The 19084-nt window shown below is 73.1% G+C and carries 20 protein-coding genes; 15 read left to right on the forward strand and 5 right to left on the reverse strand.

Going from position 1 to position 19084, the window contains the following annotated elements; translation table 11 throughout:
• The first annotated feature begins 56 nt into the window (after window positions 1-56).
• Window positions 57-260 (forward strand): hypothetical protein, encoded by a 204-nt coding sequence (locus ACJ6WD_RS12090; protein WP_038521958.1) that lies wholly within the window; start codon window positions 57-59, stop codon window positions 258-260.
• Here the strand turns inward: ACJ6WD_RS12090 and cofC are convergent.
• Window positions 241-987 (reverse strand): 2-phospho-L-lactate guanylyltransferase, encoded by a 747-nt coding sequence (gene cofC / locus ACJ6WD_RS12095; RefSeq protein ID WP_233658489.1) that lies wholly within the window; start codon window positions 985-987, stop codon window positions 241-243. The two genes, ACJ6WD_RS12090 and cofC, sit on opposite strands and share 20 nt — an antisense overlap.
• Window positions 988-1148: 161 nt before the next feature.
• Here cofC and ACJ6WD_RS12100 point away from each other — a divergent pair, with 161 nt between their 5' ends.
• The 3 genes from ACJ6WD_RS12100 to ACJ6WD_RS12110 all read left to right on the forward strand — a co-directional run bounded on the left by ACJ6WD_RS12100 (window position 1149) and on the right by ACJ6WD_RS12110 (window position 4266).
• Complete coding sequence (locus ACJ6WD_RS12100; RefSeq protein WP_233658490.1) at window positions 1149-2015, forward strand: 1-acyl-sn-glycerol-3-phosphate acyltransferase; 867 nt, start codon at window positions 1149-1151, stop codon at window positions 2013-2015.
• Window positions 2012-3013, forward strand: coding sequence for an NAD(P)H-dependent glycerol-3-phosphate dehydrogenase (locus ACJ6WD_RS12105; RefSeq protein WP_275462783.1), 1002 nt, complete (start codon window positions 2012-2014; stop codon window positions 3011-3013). The genes ACJ6WD_RS12100 and ACJ6WD_RS12105 overlap by 4 nt, the downstream gene beginning before the upstream one ends.
• Before the next feature lie 116 nt (window positions 3014-3129).
• On the forward strand, window positions 3130-4266 hold the full coding sequence (locus ACJ6WD_RS12110; protein WP_407615762.1) for a D-alanine--D-alanine ligase family protein: 1137 nt from the start codon (window positions 3130-3132) through the stop codon (window positions 4264-4266).
• A 216-nt stretch (window positions 4267-4482) separates the two neighbouring features.
• On the opposite strand, the gene ACJ6WD_RS12115 is transcribed toward ACJ6WD_RS12110, so the two are convergent.
• Together ACJ6WD_RS12115 and ACJ6WD_RS12120 are read right to left on the reverse strand one after the other, a co-directional pair.
• Entirely contained in the window at window positions 4483-4977 is a 495-nt protein-coding gene (locus ACJ6WD_RS12115; protein ID WP_407615763.1) for a DUF3515 domain-containing protein, read from the reverse strand.
• A gap of 9 nt (window positions 4978-4986) precedes the next feature.
• Window positions 4987-5220 (reverse strand): Lrp/AsnC family transcriptional regulator, encoded by a 234-nt coding sequence (locus ACJ6WD_RS12120; protein ID WP_016571149.1) that lies wholly within the window; start codon window positions 5218-5220, stop codon window positions 4987-4989.
• A 158-nt stretch (window positions 5221-5378) separates the two neighbouring features.
• Here ACJ6WD_RS12120 and ACJ6WD_RS12125 point away from each other — a divergent pair, with 158 nt between their 5' ends.
• Both ACJ6WD_RS12125 and thiD read left to right on the forward strand, forming a co-directional pair.
• Window positions 5379-6347, forward strand: coding sequence for a thiamine-phosphate kinase (locus ACJ6WD_RS12125; RefSeq protein ID WP_016571150.1), 969 nt, complete (start codon window positions 5379-5381; stop codon window positions 6345-6347).
• Window positions 6348-6356: 9 nt separating this feature from the next.
• Entirely contained in the window at window positions 6357-7175 is an 819-nt protein-coding gene (thiD, locus tag ACJ6WD_RS12130; protein WP_407615764.1) for a bifunctional hydroxymethylpyrimidine kinase/phosphomethylpyrimidine kinase, read from the forward strand.
• Window positions 7176-7297: 122 nt separating this feature from the next.
• On the opposite strand, the gene rpmB is transcribed toward thiD, so the two are convergent.
• Window positions 7298-7483 carry a 50S ribosomal protein L28 gene (rpmB, locus tag ACJ6WD_RS12135; RefSeq protein WP_006602870.1) on the reverse strand — a complete coding sequence of 62 codons (186 nt, stop codon included), beginning with the start codon at window positions 7481-7483 and terminating at the stop codon, window positions 7298-7300.
• A gap of 233 nt (window positions 7484-7716) precedes the next feature.
• On the opposite strand from rpmB, the gene ACJ6WD_RS12140 reads away from it, so the two are divergent.
• The 9 genes from ACJ6WD_RS12140 (at window position 7717) to mutM (ending at window position 17973) form a co-directional block, all read left to right on the forward strand.
• Window positions 7717-9414, forward strand: coding sequence for a DAK2 domain-containing protein (locus tag ACJ6WD_RS12140; RefSeq protein ID WP_407615765.1), 1698 nt, complete (start codon window positions 7717-7719; stop codon window positions 9412-9414).
• A 158-nt stretch (window positions 9415-9572) separates the two neighbouring features.
• Complete coding sequence (locus tag ACJ6WD_RS12145; protein WP_407615766.1) at window positions 9573-12596, forward strand: helicase-related protein; 3024 nt, start codon at window positions 9573-9575, stop codon at window positions 12594-12596.
• 156 nt (window positions 12597-12752) lie between these two features.
• Complete coding sequence (rsmD, locus tag ACJ6WD_RS12150; protein WP_038521975.1) at window positions 12753-13352, forward strand: 16S rRNA (guanine(966)-N(2))-methyltransferase RsmD; 600 nt, start codon at window positions 12753-12755, stop codon at window positions 13350-13352.
• The gene (coaD, locus tag ACJ6WD_RS12155; RefSeq protein WP_020930121.1) at window positions 13349-13861 is read left to right on the forward strand and encodes a pantetheine-phosphate adenylyltransferase; all 513 of its coding nucleotides are present in this window, start codon (window positions 13349-13351) and stop codon (window positions 13859-13861) included. Before rsmD ends, coaD begins: the two co-directional genes overlap by 4 nt.
• Window positions 13862-13989: 128 nt before the next feature.
• Window positions 13990-15093 (forward strand): cell division initiation protein, encoded by a 1104-nt coding sequence (locus ACJ6WD_RS12160; RefSeq protein WP_376437499.1) that lies wholly within the window; start codon window positions 13990-13992, stop codon window positions 15091-15093.
• 237 nt (window positions 15094-15330) lie between these two features.
• Complete coding sequence (locus ACJ6WD_RS12165) at window positions 15331-15918, forward strand: DUF177 domain-containing protein (protein WP_233658496.1); 588 nt, start codon at window positions 15331-15333, stop codon at window positions 15916-15918.
• 2 nt (window positions 15919-15920) lie between these two features.
• Window positions 15921-16094 (forward strand): 50S ribosomal protein L32, encoded by a 174-nt coding sequence (gene rpmF / locus ACJ6WD_RS12170; RefSeq protein ID WP_016578620.1) that lies wholly within the window; start codon window positions 15921-15923, stop codon window positions 16092-16094.
• A 7-nt stretch (window positions 16095-16101) separates the two neighbouring features.
• Window positions 16102-16917 (forward strand): ribonuclease III, encoded by an 816-nt coding sequence (gene rnc / locus ACJ6WD_RS12175; RefSeq protein ID WP_037634234.1) that lies wholly within the window; start codon window positions 16102-16104, stop codon window positions 16915-16917.
• A 108-nt stretch (window positions 16918-17025) separates the two neighbouring features.
• On the forward strand, window positions 17026-17973 hold the full coding sequence (gene mutM / locus ACJ6WD_RS12180) for a bifunctional DNA-formamidopyrimidine glycosylase/DNA-(apurinic or apyrimidinic site) lyase (RefSeq protein ID WP_331248517.1): 948 nt from the start codon (window positions 17026-17028) through the stop codon (window positions 17971-17973).
• Window positions 17974-18004: 31 nt separating this feature from the next.
• On the opposite strand, the gene ACJ6WD_RS12185 is transcribed toward mutM, so the two are convergent.
• The gene (locus tag ACJ6WD_RS12185; protein ID WP_407615767.1) at window positions 18005-18970 is read right to left on the reverse strand and encodes a CAP domain-containing protein; all 966 of its coding nucleotides are present in this window, start codon (window positions 18968-18970) and stop codon (window positions 18005-18007) included.
• Between the last annotated feature and the right edge of the window lie 114 nt (window positions 18971-19084).

Consider the following 19084-nt stretch of genomic DNA (forward strand, 5'->3'; position numbering starts at 1 on the left):
CCGGGGAGCCCGGCCCGCGGTGCGTACCGGCCCGGAACCCCGTCTACGCTGGGCCCATGCAGGCCACCGCGTACACCTACGACGAGACCACCCGCTCCGGCAGCGTGCTGCTGGACGACGGGACTCCGCTGCCCTTCGACGCGGCGGCCTTCGACGCCGGCGGCCTGCTCCTGCTCCGCCCCGGTCAGCGGGTGCGGATCGAGACCACCGGCGAGGGTGACGACCGGCGGATCGCCCTCGTCACGCTCCAGACGCTCTGACCTGCGGCGGTACCGTACGGCCCGAGACGGCCGGCAGTTCCACGGCCCCCAGCGCGGTCGAGCGGCCGGCCGGGCTCAGCACACCGGCCCACTCCGCCCACCCCGGCACCCGCGGCGCCTGCCGTGCGGTGTGCGGCCCCACGCCCAGTGCCAGCGCGGCCCGCAGGTCCTCCCCGGTGTCCACGTCCCGGCGCACCGACGGCACGTCCGGCACGGAGATCTCGTACGCCCCGGACGACCGGTGCCGGGCCCGCGAGGGGCCCCCGAAAGCCGGTTCCAATTCCGCACCGGAAGTCGCGGACAGAAGCGTTGTCCCGATATCCGCCGCATCCGCGAGAAATGCCCGTGGAAATAGCGCGGCGGAATGGAGCACCCGCGACAGCTCGGCCGGGCGCAGCGCCGGGAGATCGGCGTTCAGCGCGGCGACCCGCGCACCGGGCCGGCGGGCCCGCACGACGGCCGCACCATGGGCCAGCGCGGCGTTCAGTCCGTTGGCCGGAGCGTCCGGCACGATGCGCGCCCCCAGCGCCGCCAAGTGCTCCCCGGCCACCGGGTCGTCCGTGACAACCGCCACATCCCGCACGTCCGCGCAGGCCAGCGCGGCCGTCACGGTGTCCAGTGCGAATGCCAGCGCCAACTTCGGCCGGAACTCCTCACCGGCGGCCTCGGAGAGCCTGCTCTTGGCCCGCACCAGGGGTTTCAGCGGCACTACGAGGCTCCAGCTCACATCCGCTCCGTCTCTTCGCATCCGGATCATTCTCACCCGCCGCCGGAACCTTTCCGGAGTGGCGGGGTTACGGTGTTCTCGACATAGCGGGTACGCGGGGCGACACTTGTGCGGCTGCCGGCTCGCAGCAGCTTCGCAGGTCCCACAAGGAGGGTGTCCCAGTGTCCCGCCGCAGAATCGGCTTCTGGTACCGCATGGCCGCGGTCATCTGCAAACCGCCGCTCTTGGTTCTGTTCAAGCGGGACTGGCGGGGAATGGAGCACATTCCAGCCGACGGCGGTTTTATTACCGCGGTCAACCACAACTCGTATCTTGATCCGCTCTCCTATGCGCACTATCAGTACAACACCGGGCGGGTCCCCCGATTCCTCGCCAAGGCCGGACTCTTCAAGAGCGGCTTTGTCGGCATGATGATGCGCGGAACGGGCCAGATCCCGGTCTACCGGGAAACCACCGACGCCGCCACCGCCTTCCGTGCCGCCGTGAACGCCATCGAGAAGGGCGAATGCGTCGCCTTCTACCCGGAAGGCACCCTCACCCGCGACCCGAAGATGTGGCCCATGCAGGGCAAGACCGGCGCCGCCCGGGTCGCGCTGCTGACGAAGGCACCGGTCATCCCCGTCGCCCAGTGGGGCGCCAACGAGGCGATGCCGCCGTACGCCAAGGAGCACAAGCTCCAGCTCTTCCCGCGCAAGACGCTGCGGGTCCAGGCCGGTCCGCCGGTCGACCTCAGCGAGTTCTACGGCCAGGAGCCCACCGCCGAGGTGCTGCGCGCCGTCACCGAGAAGATCATGGCGGCCATCACCGACGAGCTCGCCGGCATCCGCGGCGAGACCGCGCCGGCCGAACCGTTCGACTACCGCAAGGAAATCGCCCGGGAGCGCCGCGCCGCCCGCGAGGCCGCCAGGGCCGCCGCGGCGTCCGGCGCCGGCGACGACGCCCGGGAGCCGGCCGGGACCACCGCACCGGCCGCCACCGCGCGGCCGGCCCGAAACAACCGACAGGCACAGGAGGATGAAGGCAAGTGACGCGCTGCGCCGTCTTCGGCACGGGGTCCTGGGGCACCGCATTCGCGATGGTGCTCGCCGACGCGGGCTGCGAGGTGACCCTGTGGGCGCGCAGAGCGGCCCTCGTCGACGCCATCAACACCGGTCGCACCAACCCGGACTACCTGCCGGGCGTCGAACTCCCCGAGGGCGTACGGGCCACCACCGACCCGGCCGAGGCCGCCCGCGGCGCTGACTTCACCGTCCTCACCGTGCCCTCCCAGACGTTGCGCGCCAACCTCGCCGAGTGGGCGCCCCTGCTGCCCTCCGACACGGTCCTGGTCTCCCTGATGAAGGGCGTCGAACTGGGCACCGCCAAGCGCATGAGCGAGGTCATCGAAGAGGTCGCCAAGGTCCCCGCGGAACGCGTCGCGGTGCTGACCGGCCCCAACCTCGCCAAGGAGGTCGCCGCCCGGCAGCCCGCCGCGGCCGTCGTGGCCTGCGTCGACGAGGACGTCGCCCGGCGCCTCCAGGCCGCTTGCCACACCCCGTACTTCCGCCCGTACACCAACACCGACGTGGTGGGCTGCGAACTGGGCGGCGCGGTCAAGAACGTCATCGCGCTGGCCGTCGGCATCGCCACCGGCATGGGCCTGGGCGACAACGCCAAGGCGTCCCTGATCACCCGCGGACTGGCCGAGACGACCCGGCTCGGCCTGGCCATGGGCGCCGACGCGCACACCTTCGCCGGTCTGGCCGGCATGGGCGACCTCGTCGCGACCTGCTCCTCGCCGCTGTCCCGCAACAACACCTTCGGCACCAACCTCGGCCGGGGCATGTCGCTGGCGGAGACGATCGCGGTCACCAAGCAGACCGCCGAGGGCGTCAAGTCCTGCGAGTCGGTGCTGGATCTGGCCCGCCGCCACGGCGTCGACATGCCGCTGACCGAGACCGTGGTGGAGATCGTCCACGAGGGCAAGCCGCCGCTGGTCGCGCTCAAGCAACTGATGTCCCGCAGCGCCAAGCCCGAGCGGCACTGAGGGTCCGCCCGCCGCCCGACCGCGCGCCGGGCGGCGGCCCCCTTCCACGCCGCGACGCCACCGATGGCCGCCGCGGCACTGACGCACCTCCTACCAGCAGGTACCCTCAACCCGTTATGAGCAGCGAGACCTCCTCCCACAAGCCCCGCGTCGCCGTCGTGTTCGGCGGCCGCAGCTCCGAGCACGCCATCTCGGTGGTCACCGCCGGAGCCGTGCTGGCCGCCATCGACCGCGACAAGTACGACGTGCTGCCCATCGGCATCACGACCGACGGCCGGTGGGCGCTGACCGCCGACGACCCCGCGCGGATGGCGATCACGGACCGGAGGCTGCCCAGCGTCGCCGAGCTCGCCGAGGGCGGGGACGGTGCGGTGGTGCTCTCCGCGGACCCCACCACCCGCGAGGTCGTCTACAGCGAGCCGGGCGCGGTCCCCAAGGCCCTCGGCGAGGTCGACGTCGTCTTCCCGGTGCTGCACGGCCCGTACGGCGAGGACGGCACGCTCCAGGGCCTGCTGGAACTGTCCGGGGTGCCCTACGTCGGCTCCGGCGTGCTCGCCTCGGCCGTGGGCCAGGACAAGGACTACATGAAGCGGGTGTTCACCTCCTTCGGGCTGCCGGTCGGCCCCTACGAGGTCGTCCGCCCGCGCGAGTGGGACGCGGACCCCGCGGCCGCCCGCAAGAAGATCGTGGACTTCGCCGGTGAGCACGGCTGGCCGCTGTTCGTGAAGCCCGCCCGGGCCGGTTCGTCCATGGGCATCAGCAAGGTCGACGACCTCGCCGGGCTGGACGCGGCCATCGAGGAGGCCCGGCGCCACGACCCCAAGATCATCGTTGAGTCGCTGCTGCGCGGCCGCGAGATCGAGTGCGGGGTGCTGGAGTTCGAGGACGGCCCGCGGGCCAGCGTCCCCGCCGAGATCCCGCCGGTCACCGCCCACGACTTCTACGACTTCGAGGCCAAGTACATCGACTCGGCCGCCGGCATCGTGCCCGCGCCGCTGACCGACGAGCAGACCGCCGAGGTCCGGGCGCTGGCGGTCGCGGCCTTCGACGCGGCGTCCTGCGAGGGCCTGGTCCGCGCGGACTTCTTCCTGCAGGACAACGGCGAGTTCGTGATCAACGAGATCAACACGCTGCCCGGCTTCACGCCCATCTCGATGTACCCGCGGATGTGGCAGGAGAGCGGCGTCAGCTACCCGGAACTCGTCGACCGGCTCCTGGAGGCGGCGCTGCGCCGCTCGACGGGGTTGCGCTGAGGCGCGCGTCCTCGGGGGCGGGCGAACGGATCCCCTAGGGGGTGCGCGCGCCCCCTGCGGGGCCACAACGCGGCTGGGCCGGGAGGCATTCCGTCCCGTGCGGCGCTGCGGCCGGTGCGGCATGCCGGTGGGCGCGCCCCGCGGGGCGCGGTCGCGGTCCGGCCGGCAGTCCGGGCGCCGGGCCGGCATCGGGCCCGGCGGTCCGGCGGACGCCCGCTACACCCCGGCCGGAATGGCCTTCTGCACCGCCCCTGCGAGGTCGGGCAGCACGTTGACCTCCGGGGCGTACTTCCCCGGCACGGTCACCTCCACGTAGACCTTCCGCAGGACCGTCGTGAAGCGGTAGCCGTCGTCCTGCTTCTCGAAGAGCCACTGGACGCCGTCGACTTCCGCCGAGTCGGGGTTGGGGTTGTAATGTTCACTCCCGTGCCTGAGCACCTCCGGCTTGGACACCCCGCAGCGCAGCTCCACGGCAGGATCGCCCCATATGGCAGTGAAGTCCGAGACCGGCTCGGCGCTACCCCGCGTCAGCCCGTCCACGGTCCGCGGCAGGTCTTGGTGGAGTGCCCGGCAGTGCTGCGCGGCCTCGCCGGTGGGGGAGGGCGCCGCCACCTGCGCGGCGGACGAACAGCCCGCCACCGCGCAGACCGCGGTGAGCAGGGGAAAGGCGGCCACGTACCGGCGTCTCGCGCGTATCACCCGGCCGAGCATACGGGGGAGCTAGAGATGGACCACCGGGCAGGTGAGCGTCCGCGTGATGCCGTCCACTTGCTGGACCTTCGCGACCACCATGCGGCCCAGCTCATCGACGGTGTCCGCCTGGGCGCGCACGATGACGTCATAGGGGCCGGTCACGTCCTCGGCCGTCAGCACACCGGGGATCTTCGCGATCACCTCGGCCACCGCCGAGGCCCTGCCGACCTCGGTCTGGATCAGGATGTAAGCCTGTACCACGGAACCTCCAGGGCGGCTACGAGGATCATGTGGGAAGAAGGGACGCCACGGTACCGCGTCACCGAGCGGAGCGGGGAGACCCGCGCGGTGAACACGGCCGGTGCGGCGCACTCGTCAGCCACGTACGGACCGTCCGTACACATGGGAAGGGCAACAGCATGAAGGGCACCGTGGGCGAGCTGGGGGAATTCGGGCTTATCAGAGAGCTCACCTCCCGGCTCACCTCCACTCCCGCCGTACGGATCGGGCCGGGGGACGACGCCGCGGTGGTCACCGCGCCGGACCGCAGGGTCGTCGCCAGCACTGACATTCTCCTCGAGGGCCGGCACTTCCGCCGGGACTGGTCCACCGCCTACGACGTCGGCCGCAAGGCCGCCGCGCAGAACCTCGCCGACATCGCGGCGATGGGCGCGGTGCCCACCGCGATCCTGCTCGGCCTGGTGGTCCCCGCGGAACTCCCGGCGACCTGGGCGACCGAGCTGATGGACGGGCTGCGGGACGAGTGCCAGGTGGCCGGCGCCGCGGTGGTCGGCGGGGACGTGGTCCGCGGCGACACCATCACCGTCGCCATCACCGCCCTCGGTGACCTGCGCAACCAGGAGCCGGTGACCCGCGCCGGCGCCCAGCCCGGCGACGTCGTCGCGGTGACCGGCTGGCTCGGCTGGTCCGCCGCCGGCCACGCGGTGCTCACCCGCGGCTTCCGCTCCCCGCGCGCCTTCGTGGAGGCGCACCGCCGTCCCGAACCGCCGTACCACGCGGGCCCGGCCGCCGCGGCACTCGGCGCCACCGCCATGACCGACGTCAGCGACGGGCTCGTCGCCGACCTCGGGCACATCGCCGAGGCCAGCAAGGTCCGCATCGACCTGCGCTCGGCCCACATCGACATCCCCTCGCAGATGTCCGACATCGGCACGGCGGTCGGCGTCGACCCGATGCAGTGGGTGCTCAACGGCGGTGAGGACCACGCCATCGTGGCCACCTTCCCGCCCGACGTGAAGCTGCCGGCCCGCTGGAAGGTGATCGGCGAGGTCCTCAACCCCTCGGCGCTGCCCCAGGTGACGGTCGACGGCGCCCCCTGGGCCAAGGCCGGCTGGGACCACTTCGGCGACACCGGGGACCCCGAGTAGATTCGCGGCATGCAGACACCTCCCCGCGTGCTCACCGTCGCCGGCTCCGACTCCGGCGGCGGTGCCGGCATCCAGGCCGATCTGAAGACGATGCTGGCGCTGGGCACCCACGGCATGAGCGTGCTCACCGCCGTCACCGCGCAGAACTCCCTGGGCGTCCAAGGGGCGTGGGAACTGCCCGCCGAGGCGGTGCGCGCCCAGTTCCGCAGCGTCGTCGACGACATCGGCGTCCAGGCCGTGAAGACCGGCATGCTCTCCTCGGCCGCACTCGTCGAGACCGTCGCGGAGCTGCTCGCCGGTCTCGATGTGCCGGTCGTCGTCGACCCGGTGGGCGTCTCCAAGCACGGTGACGCGCTGCTGGCGGCCTCCGCGCTGGACGCGGTCCGCCACAAGCTCCTGCCGACCGCGACGGTCGCCACCCCCAACCTCGACGAGGTGGCGCAGCTCACCGGAGAACGGGTGCACACCGCCGACGCGATGCGGCGGGCCGCCGACGCCGTGCTGGCCTTCGGGCCGCGCTGGGTCCTGATCAAGGGCGGGCACCTCCCGAACGACGCGGCGGACGCGGCCGGTGAGGCGGTGGACCTGCTCACCGACGGCAGCGCCGAGCACTGGCTGCGCGCCCCCCGGCACGACAACCGCCACACCCACGGCACCGGCTGCACCCTCGCCAGCGCGCTCGCCGCCCGGCTCGCCCTGAGGGACACCGTCCCGCAGGCGGCCGTGGCGGCGAAGGAGTACGTCACCGGCGCGATCGCGGCGGGCTTCCGCCTGGGCGCCGGCATCGGCCCGGTCGACCACGGGTGGCGGCTGCGCACCGCCCCCTGACCGCCGGGGGCCGCGGATCGACCACCCGCGCCGCGATCCCGTAGGACAACGGCAGAAGCCGGCCCACCCTGAGGTGGACCGGCTTCTCAAGCAACCGGCGGGGCTGCGCTACGGCTAAGGCGTCAGCGCGAGACCTTGCCGGCCTTGATGCACGAGGTGCAGGCGTTCAGCTTCTTCGGCGTGCGCCCGATCACTGCACGAACCGTCTGGATGTTGGGGTTCCAACGACGGTTGGTGCGGCGATGCGAGTGCGAGACACTCTTGCCGAAGCCCGGCCCCTTGCCGCAGACGTCGCAGTTGGCAGCCACGGGTCACTCCAAAGACTTCAGATGCACTTACGGGAAGCCTGCCGGGTCGAGTGCATAGCCGTGCCGACGCCGACAGGAGAGGAATGGCCCGATTTTCATCGGGCAACCGGAGCAGCATACAACGGCCACTCCCGCAGGACGAAACTAGCACGCACCCCCCGGACCCGACCCGGCCTCCCCGGCGTTCCGGCGACTACTGTGCGGGTGCATCCCGCGACCCTCAGGAGGACGACGTGCCCTACCCGCTCGACGCCGCCGCCGTCCGCACCTGGTGCGGACTGGCCCTGGAGGCGCTCGGACGGGAACGCGAGCGGATCGACGCGATCAACGTCTATCCGGTCGCCGACGGCGACACCGGCACCAACCTCTACCTGACGCTGGAATCGGCCGCCCGCGCGGTCGAGGCCGCCTTCGACGGGCACGCTTCCGCCGGCACGCAACCGGACCTCGCCGCCGCCGTCGGCGCCATGGCGCACGGCGCCCTCATCGGGGCGCGCGGCAACTCCGGCACCATCCTGGCCCAGCTGCTGCGCGGCATGGCCCAGGTGCTCGCGGCCGCCCCCACCGGTGGCAGCGGTGCCGCGGACGCCCTGCGCCGGGCGTTGCGCCGGGCCGCCAGCGCGGCGTACGAGGCGGTCGCGCATCCCGTGGAGGGCACCGTGCTGACCGTGGCGACGGCCGCCGCCGACGCCGCCGAGCAGACCGCCGCGGACGCCGACGACGCCGACGACGCCGACGACGCCGGCGCGGCAGCCGAGGCCGCAGAGGTCGCCCGGGCCGCCCACCAGGGCGCGGTCAAGGCGCTGCGGGCCACCCCCGGGCAGCTCGCGGTGCTGGGGCAGGCCGGGGTGGTGGACGCCGGCGGTTGCGGGCTGGTGGCCCTGCTGGGCGCGCTCGCCGACGCACTGTCCGGGGAGGTGACCGCCGAGCCCGTCGCCGTACAGGCCGGTGGGCCGGTCCCGGAGGCGGCGGGCTGCGCGGTGACGCCACCGGGGGCGGACGGTTGCGCCGATCCGCACGTCGGTGGGCCCGCCTTCGAGGTGATCTACCTGCTGGAGGCCGGCGACGCCGACGTGGCCCGGCTGCGGGACCGGCTCGACCGGCTCGGCGACTCCCTGGTGGTGGTCGGCGGCGACGGCCTGTGGAACGTCCACGTGCACGTCGACGACGCCGGGGCCGCGGTGGAGGCCGGCATCGAGGCCGGTCGGCCGTACCGGATCCGGATCACCCACTTCGGCGCCGGGCCGCGCGCCAAGGAGCCGGCGCTGGCGCCCCGGGCCGTGGTGGCGGTGATGCCGGGCGCCGGGCTCGCCGCCCTGTGCGCGGACGCCGGCGCGACCCCGGTGACGGTCCGCCCCGGGGAGCCGCCGGCCAGCGGCGAACTGGTCCAGGCGATCCGGCAGGCGCACGCCCGCGAGGTGATGCTGCTGCCCAACGACCCGGAACTGCGGCACACCGCGGCGGCCGCCGCCGAGCAGGCGCGGGCCGAGGGCGTGCGGGTCGCCCTGATCCCGACCCGCTCCGCCGTCCAGGGACTCGCGGCGCTGGCCGTCCACGAGCCGGGCCGCAGCTTCGATCAGGACATGGTCGCGATGACCGCGGCGGCCGGCGCCACCCGCTACGCCGAACTGGCCGTCGCCGAGCACCGGTCCTGGACGATGGCGGGGGTCTGCCAGGCCGGCGACGTGCTCGGCCTCATCGACGGCGACGTGGTGGTGATCGGGCCGGACCTCGCCCGCACCGCGATGACGGTGCTCGACCGGATGCTCTCCGCCGGCGGCGAACTGGTGACCCTGGTGCTCGGCGCGGACGTCCCCGCTTCCCTCGCCGAAGGGTTGGAGCGGCACGTCCGCGAGCGCCACCTCGCGGTGGACACCGTCGTCTACGAAGGCGGTGCCCATGCGGCGCCCCTCTTGATCGGCGTGGAATAGCGCACCACTGACTGGCGCAGACCGGCGCAGACCGGTGCTGATCGGCGTGGAACGGCGCACCGCGGGCGTCGGCACGGTGGCGGAATTGCCGTCCGGGTCGGGAATTCCCGGCGGCGGAAGGCGACGGTGGTGGCTCGTTGTCAGTGGCGTGGTGTGCAATGGAACGCGTGGCAGCGCTCGACGAACCCCTGAAGAAGATCCTCGGCGGCACCACCGCGAAGGTCCTGGCCGAGCACCTCGGCCTGGAGACGGTCGGCGATCTGCTGCACCACTATCCGCGGCGCTACGCCGAGCGCGGTGAGCTGACCCGGCTGTCGGACCTGCCGTTGGACGAACACGTCACGGTCGTGGCCCGGGTCGCCGACGCCCGCGTGCTGACGTTCAACCACGGCCGCGGGCAGCGGCTGGAAGTGACCCTCACGGACGGCAGCGGCCGGATCCAGCTGGTGTTCTTCGGCAAGGGCGTCCACAAACCGCACAAGGACCTGCTGCCCGGCAGGCGCGCGATGTTCGCGGGCAAGGTCTCGGTCTTCAACCGCAAGCTCCAACTGGCCCACCCGGAGTACGAACTCCTCGACCAGGACGCCGACACCGAGGCCGTGGACGCCTTCGCCAGTCAGCTCATGCCGATCTACCCGGCGTGCCAGCAGATGGCCTCCTGGAAGATCACCAAGGCGGTCGACGCGGTGCTGCCCAGCGCCCAGGACGCCGTCGACCCGCTGCCCCCGGGGCTGCGCGAGGGGCGCGGGTTGATCCCGCTCACCGAGGCGCTGCTGAAGGTCCACCGCCCCGGCAGCAAGGCCGACGTCGCCGACGCGCGGGCCCGGCTGAAGTGGGACGAGGCGTTCGTGCTCCAGGTCGCGCTCGCCCGCCGCCGCTTCGCCGACGCACAACTCCCCGCCGTTGCCCGCCAGTTGACACCGGGCGGCATCCTCGACGCGTTCGACGCCCGGCTGCCGTTCACCCTCACCGAGGGGCAGACGAAGGTCAGCCGGGAGATCTTCGACGACCTGGCGACCGAGCACCCGATGCACCGCCTCCTCCAGGGCGAGGTCGGCTCCGGCAAGGCCCAGCCGTTGGACGCCCTGGTCCTCACCCCGCGCGGCTTCCGTCCCATGGGACGGCTCGCGGTGGGCAGCGAAGTGGTGGTGCCCAGCGGGGCGACGGCCCTGGTGGACGGGGTGTTCCCGCAGGGCGAGCGGGAGGTGTGGCGACTGGTGCTGTCCGACGGCAGCACCGTCGAGTGCGACGACGAGCACCTGTGGATCGTCTCCGCCCGCACCCAGGGGGCCTCCCGCACCACGGGAACCTCCCACACCACGGAGGAACGGGTGCTGACCACCCGCGAGCTGCGGACCGCGCTGCTGGACGACGACGGCCGGCCGCGCTGGTCGATCGCCCCGGCCACCCCCGTGGACCTCGACGACGGCGGGCACCGCCCGCTCGACCCGTACGCACTGGGGCGGACGCTGGGCGCGGGCGGCCACGGGCCGGCCGGCGCGAGCGTCCCCGCCGCCTACCGCAACGCCCCCGTCAAGGACCGCCGGGCGCTGCTGGCGGGCCTGCTGGCCGCCGCCGGCGAGCCCGCGGGCACCGGCACGCTCGTCCGTGCCGTCCCGGAGCCGCTGGCCGCCGACCTCGCCTGGCTGGCCCGCTCGCTGGGCGGCACCGCCCACGCCACCCCGGTCGACGGCGGGCACGACGTCACGGTGGCGACGCCCGACGAGGGCACCGCCGGCGACGCGGACGGCGCCGCCTTCCACCGCACCGTCCGGGCCGTCGAGCACGTCGGCCGCAGGCCCGTCCAGTGCATCAGCGTCGCGCACCCCTCCCACGCCTACGTGACCGACCACTTCACGGTCACCCACAACACCATGGTCGCGCTGCGCGCCATGCTCGGCGTCGTCGACAGCGGCGGCCAGGCCGCGATGCTCGCGCCGACCGAGGTGCTGGCCCAGCAACACCACCGCTCCGTCACGGAGATGATGGGCGACCTCGCCGAGGGCGGCCTGCTGGGCGGTGCCGAGCAGGGCACCAAGGTGGTGCTGCTGACGGGGTCGATGGGGGCCGCGGCCCGCCGCCAGGCGCTGCTGGACCTGGTCACCGGCGAGGCCGGCATCGTGATCGGGACGCACGCCCTGATCGAGGACGTGGTGCAGTTCCACGACCTGGGCCTGGTCGTCGTCGACGAGCAGCACCGCTTCGGCGTCGAGCAGCGCGACGCCCTGCGGGCCAAGGGCAAGCAGCCCCCGCACCTGCTCGTGATGACCGCGACGCCGATCCCGCGGACGGTCGCCATGACCGTCTTCGGCGACCTGGAGACCTCGGTCCTGGACCAGCTCCCCGCCGGCCGCTCCCCGATCGCCAGCCACGTGGTCCCCGCCAAGGACAAGCCGCACTTCCTCGCCCGCGCCTGGGAGCGGGTCCGCGAGGAAGTGGTCGCCGGTCACCAGGCCTACGTGGTCTGTCCGCGGATCGGCGACGACGAGGAGGCCGCCGCCCCCAAGGGGAAGAAGGCCAAGGACGCGCCGGCGGAGCCGAGTTCAGCGGAGGACCTGGCCGAGAAGCGCCCCCCGCTGGCGGTCCTGGACATCGCCGAGCAGCTGCGCAAGGGCCCGCTCGCCGGACTCCGGGTGGCGGTGCTGCACGGCCGGATGGCCCCCGACGACAAGGACGACGTGATGCGCCGGTTCGCCGCCGGCGAGCTGGACGTGCTGGTCGCCACCACCGTCATCGAGGTCGGCGTCAACGTCCCCAACGCCACCGCCATGGTGATCATGGACGCGGACCGCTTCGGCGTCTCCCAGCTCCACCAGCTCCGCGGGCGGGTCGGCCGCGGCGCGGCGCCCGGCCTGTGCCTGCTGGTCAGCGAGATGCCGGAGGCCAGCCCGGCCCGCGCCCGGCTCGCCGCGGTCGCCGCCACCCTCGACGGCTTCGAGCTCTCCCGCATCGACCTCGAACAGCGGCGCGAGGGCGACGTCCTCGGCCAGGCGCAGTCCGGCGCCCGGTCCTCGCTGCGGATGCTCGCGGTCATCGAGGACGAGGAGGTGATCGCGGCGGCCCGCGAGGAGGCCACCGCCCTGGTCGCCGCCGACCCCGAGCTGACCGGCTGCCCCGAGCTGCGGACCGCGCTGTCCGCCCTGCTGGACGACGAACGGGAGCAGTATCTGGACAAGGGCTGACCCGCGCCCGGACCGCTCGCGGCCCGCGCCGTGAGAACGATCACGGTCGGCCCGAGCCGAGCGCGGACCCGCCCCCCGGGGGACGGACATATCGTGGGAGGGCGGAGCCCGCCGGGCGCCCGCCCCTCGACCACCGCGCAACGTAAGGACGGGCCCATGACCCGCGTGATCGCCGGTACGGCCGGCGGCCGCCGCCTCGCCGTACCGCCGGGCAACGGCACCCGCCCGACCTCCGACCGGGCGCGCGAGGGGCTGTTCTCCACGTGGGAGTCGCTCGACGGCCCGCTGACCGGCGCCCGCGTGCTCGACCTCTACGGCGGTTCCGGCGCGGTCGGCCTGGAGGCCCTCTCCCGCGGTGCCGCGCACGTCCTGCTGGTCGAGGCCGACGCCCGGGCCGTCCGCACCATCCGGGAGAACGTCAAGGCGGTCGGTCTGCCCGGCGTCGACGTCCGGGTCGGCAAGGCCGAGCAGGTCGCCGCGACCCCGGCCCCGGCGGCGCCCTACGACGTCGCCTTCCTCGACCCGCCGTACGCGGTCGGCGACGACGACCTCCGCGAGATCCTCCTCACACTCCGTGGTCAGGGGTGGCTTGCCGAGGAGGCACTCGTCACCGTGGAGCGGAGCACCCGGGGCGGCGCCTTCGCCTGGCCGGACGGATTCGAAGCGATCAAGGCCCGTCGCTACGGCGAGGGGACGCTTTGGTACGGTCGCGCCGCTTCGGCGTCCGCCGAACCGACGTCAGCAACCGTGTCATGAACGGACCGGAGAGCGAGGAGACGAAGTTGCGCCGCGCCGTCTGTCCGGGGTCCTTCGACCCCATCACCAACGGGCACCTGGACATCATCGCCCGGGCCTCCAAGCTGTACGACGTCGTCCACGTCGCCGTCATGATCAACAAGTCCAAGCAGGGCCTGTTCACGGTCGAGGAGCGGATCGACCTGATCCGACGGGCCACCGCCGAATACGGCAACGTCGAGGTCGAGGCGTTCCACGGCCTGCTCGTCGACTTCTGCAAGCAGCGCGACATCCCGGCCATCGTCAAGGGCCTGCGCGCGGTCAGCGACTTCGACTACGAACTCCAGATGGCCCAGATGAACAACGGCCTCTCCGGGGTGGAGACGCTCTTCGTGCCGACCAACCCCACCTACAGCTTCCTCTCCTCCAGCCTGGTCAAGGAGGTCGCGGCCTGGGGCGGCGACGTCTCCCACCTGGTCCCGCCGTTCGTCCTGGACGCGCTGACCGAACGGCTCAGCAAGCAGTCGTGACCCGGCATCCGGTGCGGTAGGACCGACGCCTGTCTGACGGGCCGTCAGCAGGTGTCGGGGCGGGGGCTCCTGGCCGTACAGTCGTCCCGTTCCGTCCTTCCGATCCTGCAGAGAGTGGCGAGTCCAAGGTGGACGTCCAGAAGAAGCTCGACGACATCGTCGCAGCCGTCGGCAGCGCCCGGTCCGTACCCATGTCGGCCTCGTGCGTGGTCAACCGCGCCGAGCTGCTCGCCCTGCTGGAGGAGGTGCGCACCGCGCTCCCCGGCTCCCTCGCGCAGGCCCAGGAACTCCTCGGCGGGCGCGAGCAGATGGTGGAGCAGGCGCGCGTCGAGGCCGAGCGGATCATCGAGTCCGCGCACAGCCAGCGCGGTTCGCTGATCTCGGACACCGAGGTGGTCCGGCAGTCCCAGGACGAGGCGGACCGGATCCTGACCGAGGCCCGCCAGGAGGCCGACGAGGTCCGCGCCCAGGCCGACGACTACGTCGACAGCAAGCTCGCCAACTTCGAGGTCGTGCTGACCAAGACCATCGGCTCCGTCGACCGCGGCCGCGAGAAGCTGCTGGGCCGCGGTCCCGGTCTCGACGAACTGGGCCACGAGGACGTCGAGGCCCCCGAGCGCAGCGCCGACCCGGAGACCCTCAAGCAGCGCGCCGACGCCTACGTGGACGCCAAGTTCGGCGCCTTCCAGGCCGTGTTGACCAAGACCCTGGAGGCGGTCGGCCGCGGTCGGGACAAGCTCCAGGGCGCCCGCCCGATCGACGAGCTCGCCACCCACCTCGCCGGGCAGCACGACCCGCAGACCGGCGCCCCGCTGCAGGCCGACGCGGACTACCTCGCCGGCCTGGCGGGCGTCAGCACCTTCCAGGAGGCCGAGCAGCCGGCGCCCCAGGAAGTGCCGCAGGCCCCGCAGCCCGGCTACTACGACGGCCAGGCCGCCGCCTACCAGCAGCCGGACGCCTACCCCTACCAGCAGCCCGAACAGCTCCCCTACACCCAGCACCAGGATCCCTACGGCTACGACTGGCAGCAGGCCCAGCAGCCGGCCGCACAGGTCCCCCCGCAGGGCTACGACCCGGGTGCCGGCTACCAGGTGCCGCAGGTGCCCGGGCAGCCCCAGCACGCCCCCCAGCCCCAGGCCGGCCAGCCCGGCGCCCTGGACGAGACCAGCCTCTTCGACACCAGCCTGATCAACCTCGACCAACTCCGGCAGTACGAGGAAGGCCGGCACTAGTCCCGGTCCGGCAACCCCCCGTCCGGCAGTCCCCGGCCCGGCCCGCCGGGCCCAGGCGGGCGGGTCACGGAGGCGGATTGGGCCTATCGGGGGCGGTCCAGTATCCTGGCTCTTCGGTCGCGTGTATGACCGCGATCACTGCTGCCCGCAGGCCGTATTCCGGCCGTGGACGGCTGTTACCGCAGTACAGAAAGCAGGAAAGCCATCAACGCCCGCCTCGACCACCGTTCTCCGCTCGTGTTCGACACACGCGAGCTGGGTCGTCGTCCCGGCACGCTGAAGCGGCTCTCCCGCTCCGTCGAGGCCCCCGCGGACCTCGGCAACGAAGTCATCGGAGTGCCCGTGGGCGGTCCGGTGGAACTCGACCTCCGCCTGGAATCGGTCATGGACGGGGTGCTCGTAACGGGCACCGCCCGTGCGACCGTGACGGGGGAGTGCGTAAGGTGTCTGGAGCCGCTGGAGCGAGTGCTCGCAGCGGACTTCCAGGAGCTGTTCGCCTACCCCGACGCCGACGCCCGGACTGCTGAGTCCGGCGACGACGCCGAGGACGAGGAAGACAGCTTCCATCTCGAGGACGACCTGTTCGACCTCGAACCCGTGCTGCGGGACGCGGTGGTGCTCGCACTGCCGCTGCAGCCGGTGTGCCGGGAGGACTGCCCGGGTCTGTGCTCCGATTGCGGAGCGCGGCTCGCGGACGATCCGGACCACCACCACGATGCCGTCGACATGCGTTGGGCGGCATTGCAGGAACTCGTCGAGTCCAACCAGGACCGCGAGAAGGACAACGAACCCCGCGACGGCGGGGACGAACCTCAGGAGAAGTAGCCGTGGCTGTTCCGAAGCGGAAGATGTCGCGCAGCAACACGCGCCACCGCCGGTCGCAGTGGAAGGCTGCGGTCCCCACCCTGGTTGCGTGCGAGCGCTGCCAGGAGCCGAAGCAGCAGCACATCGCGTGCCCGAGCTGCGGCACCTACAACAAGCGCCAGGTCATCGCGGTCTGAGCGGCTGGTGACAGGCACTGTGTCTAGCCCGAAGAAGGCAGTAGACGCCCCCTCGTCGGACACGGCCTCGTCTCTCTCGCTTCTGGAAGGGCGGCTCGGGTACACACTTGAGTCCGCCCTTCTGGTGCGTGCGTTGACGCACCGCTCGTACGCCTACGAGAACGGCGGCCTGCCCACCAACGAGCGGCTCGAATTCCTCGGGGATTCGGTCCTCGGCCTGGTGGTCACGGACACGCTGTACCGCATCCACCCCGACCTGCCGGAAGGCCAACTGGCCAAACTGCGGGCCGCGGTGGTCAACTCGCGGGCGCTCGCCGAGGTGGGCCGCGGCCTCGACCTCGGCGCCTTCATCCGCCTCGGACGGGGCGAAGAAGGCACGGGCGGCCGGGACAAGGCCTCCATCCTCGCCGACACCCTGGAAGCGGTGATCGGCGCGGTCTATCTCGACCAGGGCCTCGACGCGGCCGGCGAGCTGGTGCACCGGCTCTTCGACCCGCTCATCGAGAAGTCCTCCAGTCTGGGCGCCGGCCTCGACTGGAAGACGAGTCTCCAGGAGCTCACCGCGACCGAGGGCCTCGGCGTGCCGGAATACCTGGTCACCGAGACCGGCCCGGACCACGAGAAGACCTTTACTGCTGCTGCCCGCGTCGGTGGTGTCTCGTACGGCACCGGCACCGGCCGCAGCAAGAAGGAAGCCGAGCAACAGGCTGCCGAGTCCGCATGGCGCGCGATCCGCGCGGCGGCGGACGAGGCGGCGGGGAAGGCGCCGGACGGCGACGACCCGGCTCAGGCTTCCGGCGACACTGCGTCGCCGGCGAACTGAATTCCCGCTTCTGACCCCTCCCGGGCGGCCCGACGGCCGCTCCGGGTGGGGTCAGAAGTCTTTTCCGAGAGTCGTGTGACTCTTCGTTGAGGAGCGTGAGGAGCACCCGTGCCCGAGCTGCCCGAGGTCGAGGTCGTCCGCCGCGGACTGGAGCGCTGGGTCACCGGCCGCACCATCGACACCGTCGAGGTCCGCCATCCGCGCGCGATCCGCCGGCACACCGCCGGCGCGGACGACTTCGCCGCCCGGCTCAAGGGACTGCGCGTCGGCCCGGCCCGGCGTCGCGGCAAGTACCTCTGGCTCCCGGTGGCCGGGGGCGGCCCGTCCGCCCAGAGCGCCGCCGAGGGCATCGCCCCGGTCCTCACCCCGTCCGTCACGCACGGCCTGGCGATCCTCGCCCACCTCGGGATGAGCGGACAGCTGCTGGTCCAGCCGCAGGACGCCCCCGACGAGAAGCACCTGCGGATCCGGATCGGCTTCCTCGACGCCGGCACCCCCGCCGAGGCCGCCGGCACCGAGCTGCGCTTCGTCGACCAGCGCACCTTCGGCGGCCTCTCGCTGCACGACACCGTGCCCGGCGACCCCGACCTGCTCCCCGACGTGATCGCGCACATCGCCCGGGACCCGCTCGACCCGGCCTTCGACGACGCCGCCTTCCACGACGCGCTGCGCCGCCGCCGCACCACGATCAAGCGCGCGCTCCTCGACCAGACCCTGATCAGCGGCGTCGGCAACATCTACGCCGACGAGGCGCTCTGGCGCTCCCGGCTCCACTACGACCGGCCGACCGCCACCTTCACCCGCCCCCGCACCGCCGAGCTGCTCGGGCACGTCCGGGACGTGATGACCGAGGCCCTGGCCGTCGGCGGCACCAGCTTCGACAGCCTCTACGTCAACGTCAACGGCGAGTCCGGCTACTTCGAGCGCTCGCTGGACGCCTACGGCCGCGAGGACGAACCCTGCCGCCGCTGCGGCACCCCCATCCGCCGCCGCCCCTGGATGAACCGGTCCAGCTACTTCTGCCCCCGCTGCCAACGCCCGCCGCGCCCGAGCTGACCGCGGCCGCGCGCCTTCGTGGCGGGCGGCGTCAGAAGCCGAAGTCCTGCGTCCACCACGGGCCGCCCGGGCCGAAGTGGGCGCCGACGCCGAGGGTCTTGTACTCGCAGTTGAGGATGTTGGCGCGGTGCCCGGGGTCGTCCATCCACGAATCCATCACGGACCGGGCGTCGGCCTGTCCCCGGGCGATGTTCTCCCCGCCGAGGTCGGGCACGCCCTGGACGCGGGCGCGGTCCCAGGGCGTGTGGCCGTCCGGATCGGTGTGGCCGAAGAACCCGCGGCGCGCCATGTCGTCGCTGAACCGCTGGGCCAGACCGGCCAGTTCGCCGCTGGTGGTGACCGGGGAGCAGCCCACCCGGGCGCGTTCCTGGTTGACCAGCGAGAGCACCTCGGCCTCGGCCGCGGCCTCGGGGCCGCCGCTGGTGGCCGCGGGGACGGTCGGGGACGCCGACGGTCCGGGCGCCGCGGTGGTCGGCCCGTCGGTGGGGCCCGCGGAGGGCCGGTCGTCGGCCGCGCGGGACGGGGAGGCCGAGGGCCCGGGCGCCGACGGGGAGGTGCCGGGGGAGCTGGGGGAGCCGGGAGAGGAGGCCGTGGAGCCCGGGGCGTCGGGGGCATCCGGGGCGGGCGCCCGGCCGGTGCCCCGGGACGCGGGGTCGCCGGCGCCGCGGCCGGCCGCGACCGTGGCCCCGGGTATCGGCGCCGCGGAGCTCTCCTGCGGCTGGGCGTCCGGCAGCGCGCCGGCGCGCACCCGGTCGGTGGGGCCGCCGCCGCTCACCTCGAACCGACCGCCGCCGGGGACCAACCCGGACGCCACCGCCACCGCACCCATCGCCACCGCGGCGGAGGCACCGAGCAGCCCGGTGCGCACCGGCGCGGTCCTGCGGGCCGCCCGGTGGCCGCGGTGCCCGGCAGGCGCGCCCGCACCTGTCGGACCGTCAACCTGCCCTGGACGCAGGTGTTCCGGAGCGTGAGGAGCAGAGCGTCGATGGCGGCCCATCCGCGGGAGTTCCTTCCGTGCAGCGCCGAAGGTGACTCACTCGAAAGGGTGAGCCCTCGCTGTCGGGGGACTGTACGCCATGGCGTCAGGGGCAGATGTGCTTGCTGAGCAATT

This window comes from Streptomyces sp. VTCC 41912, from assembly GCF_045799175.1.
GTDB classification, from domain to species: Bacteria; Actinomycetota; Actinomycetes; order Streptomycetales; family Streptomycetaceae; genus Streptomyces; species Streptomyces albulus_C.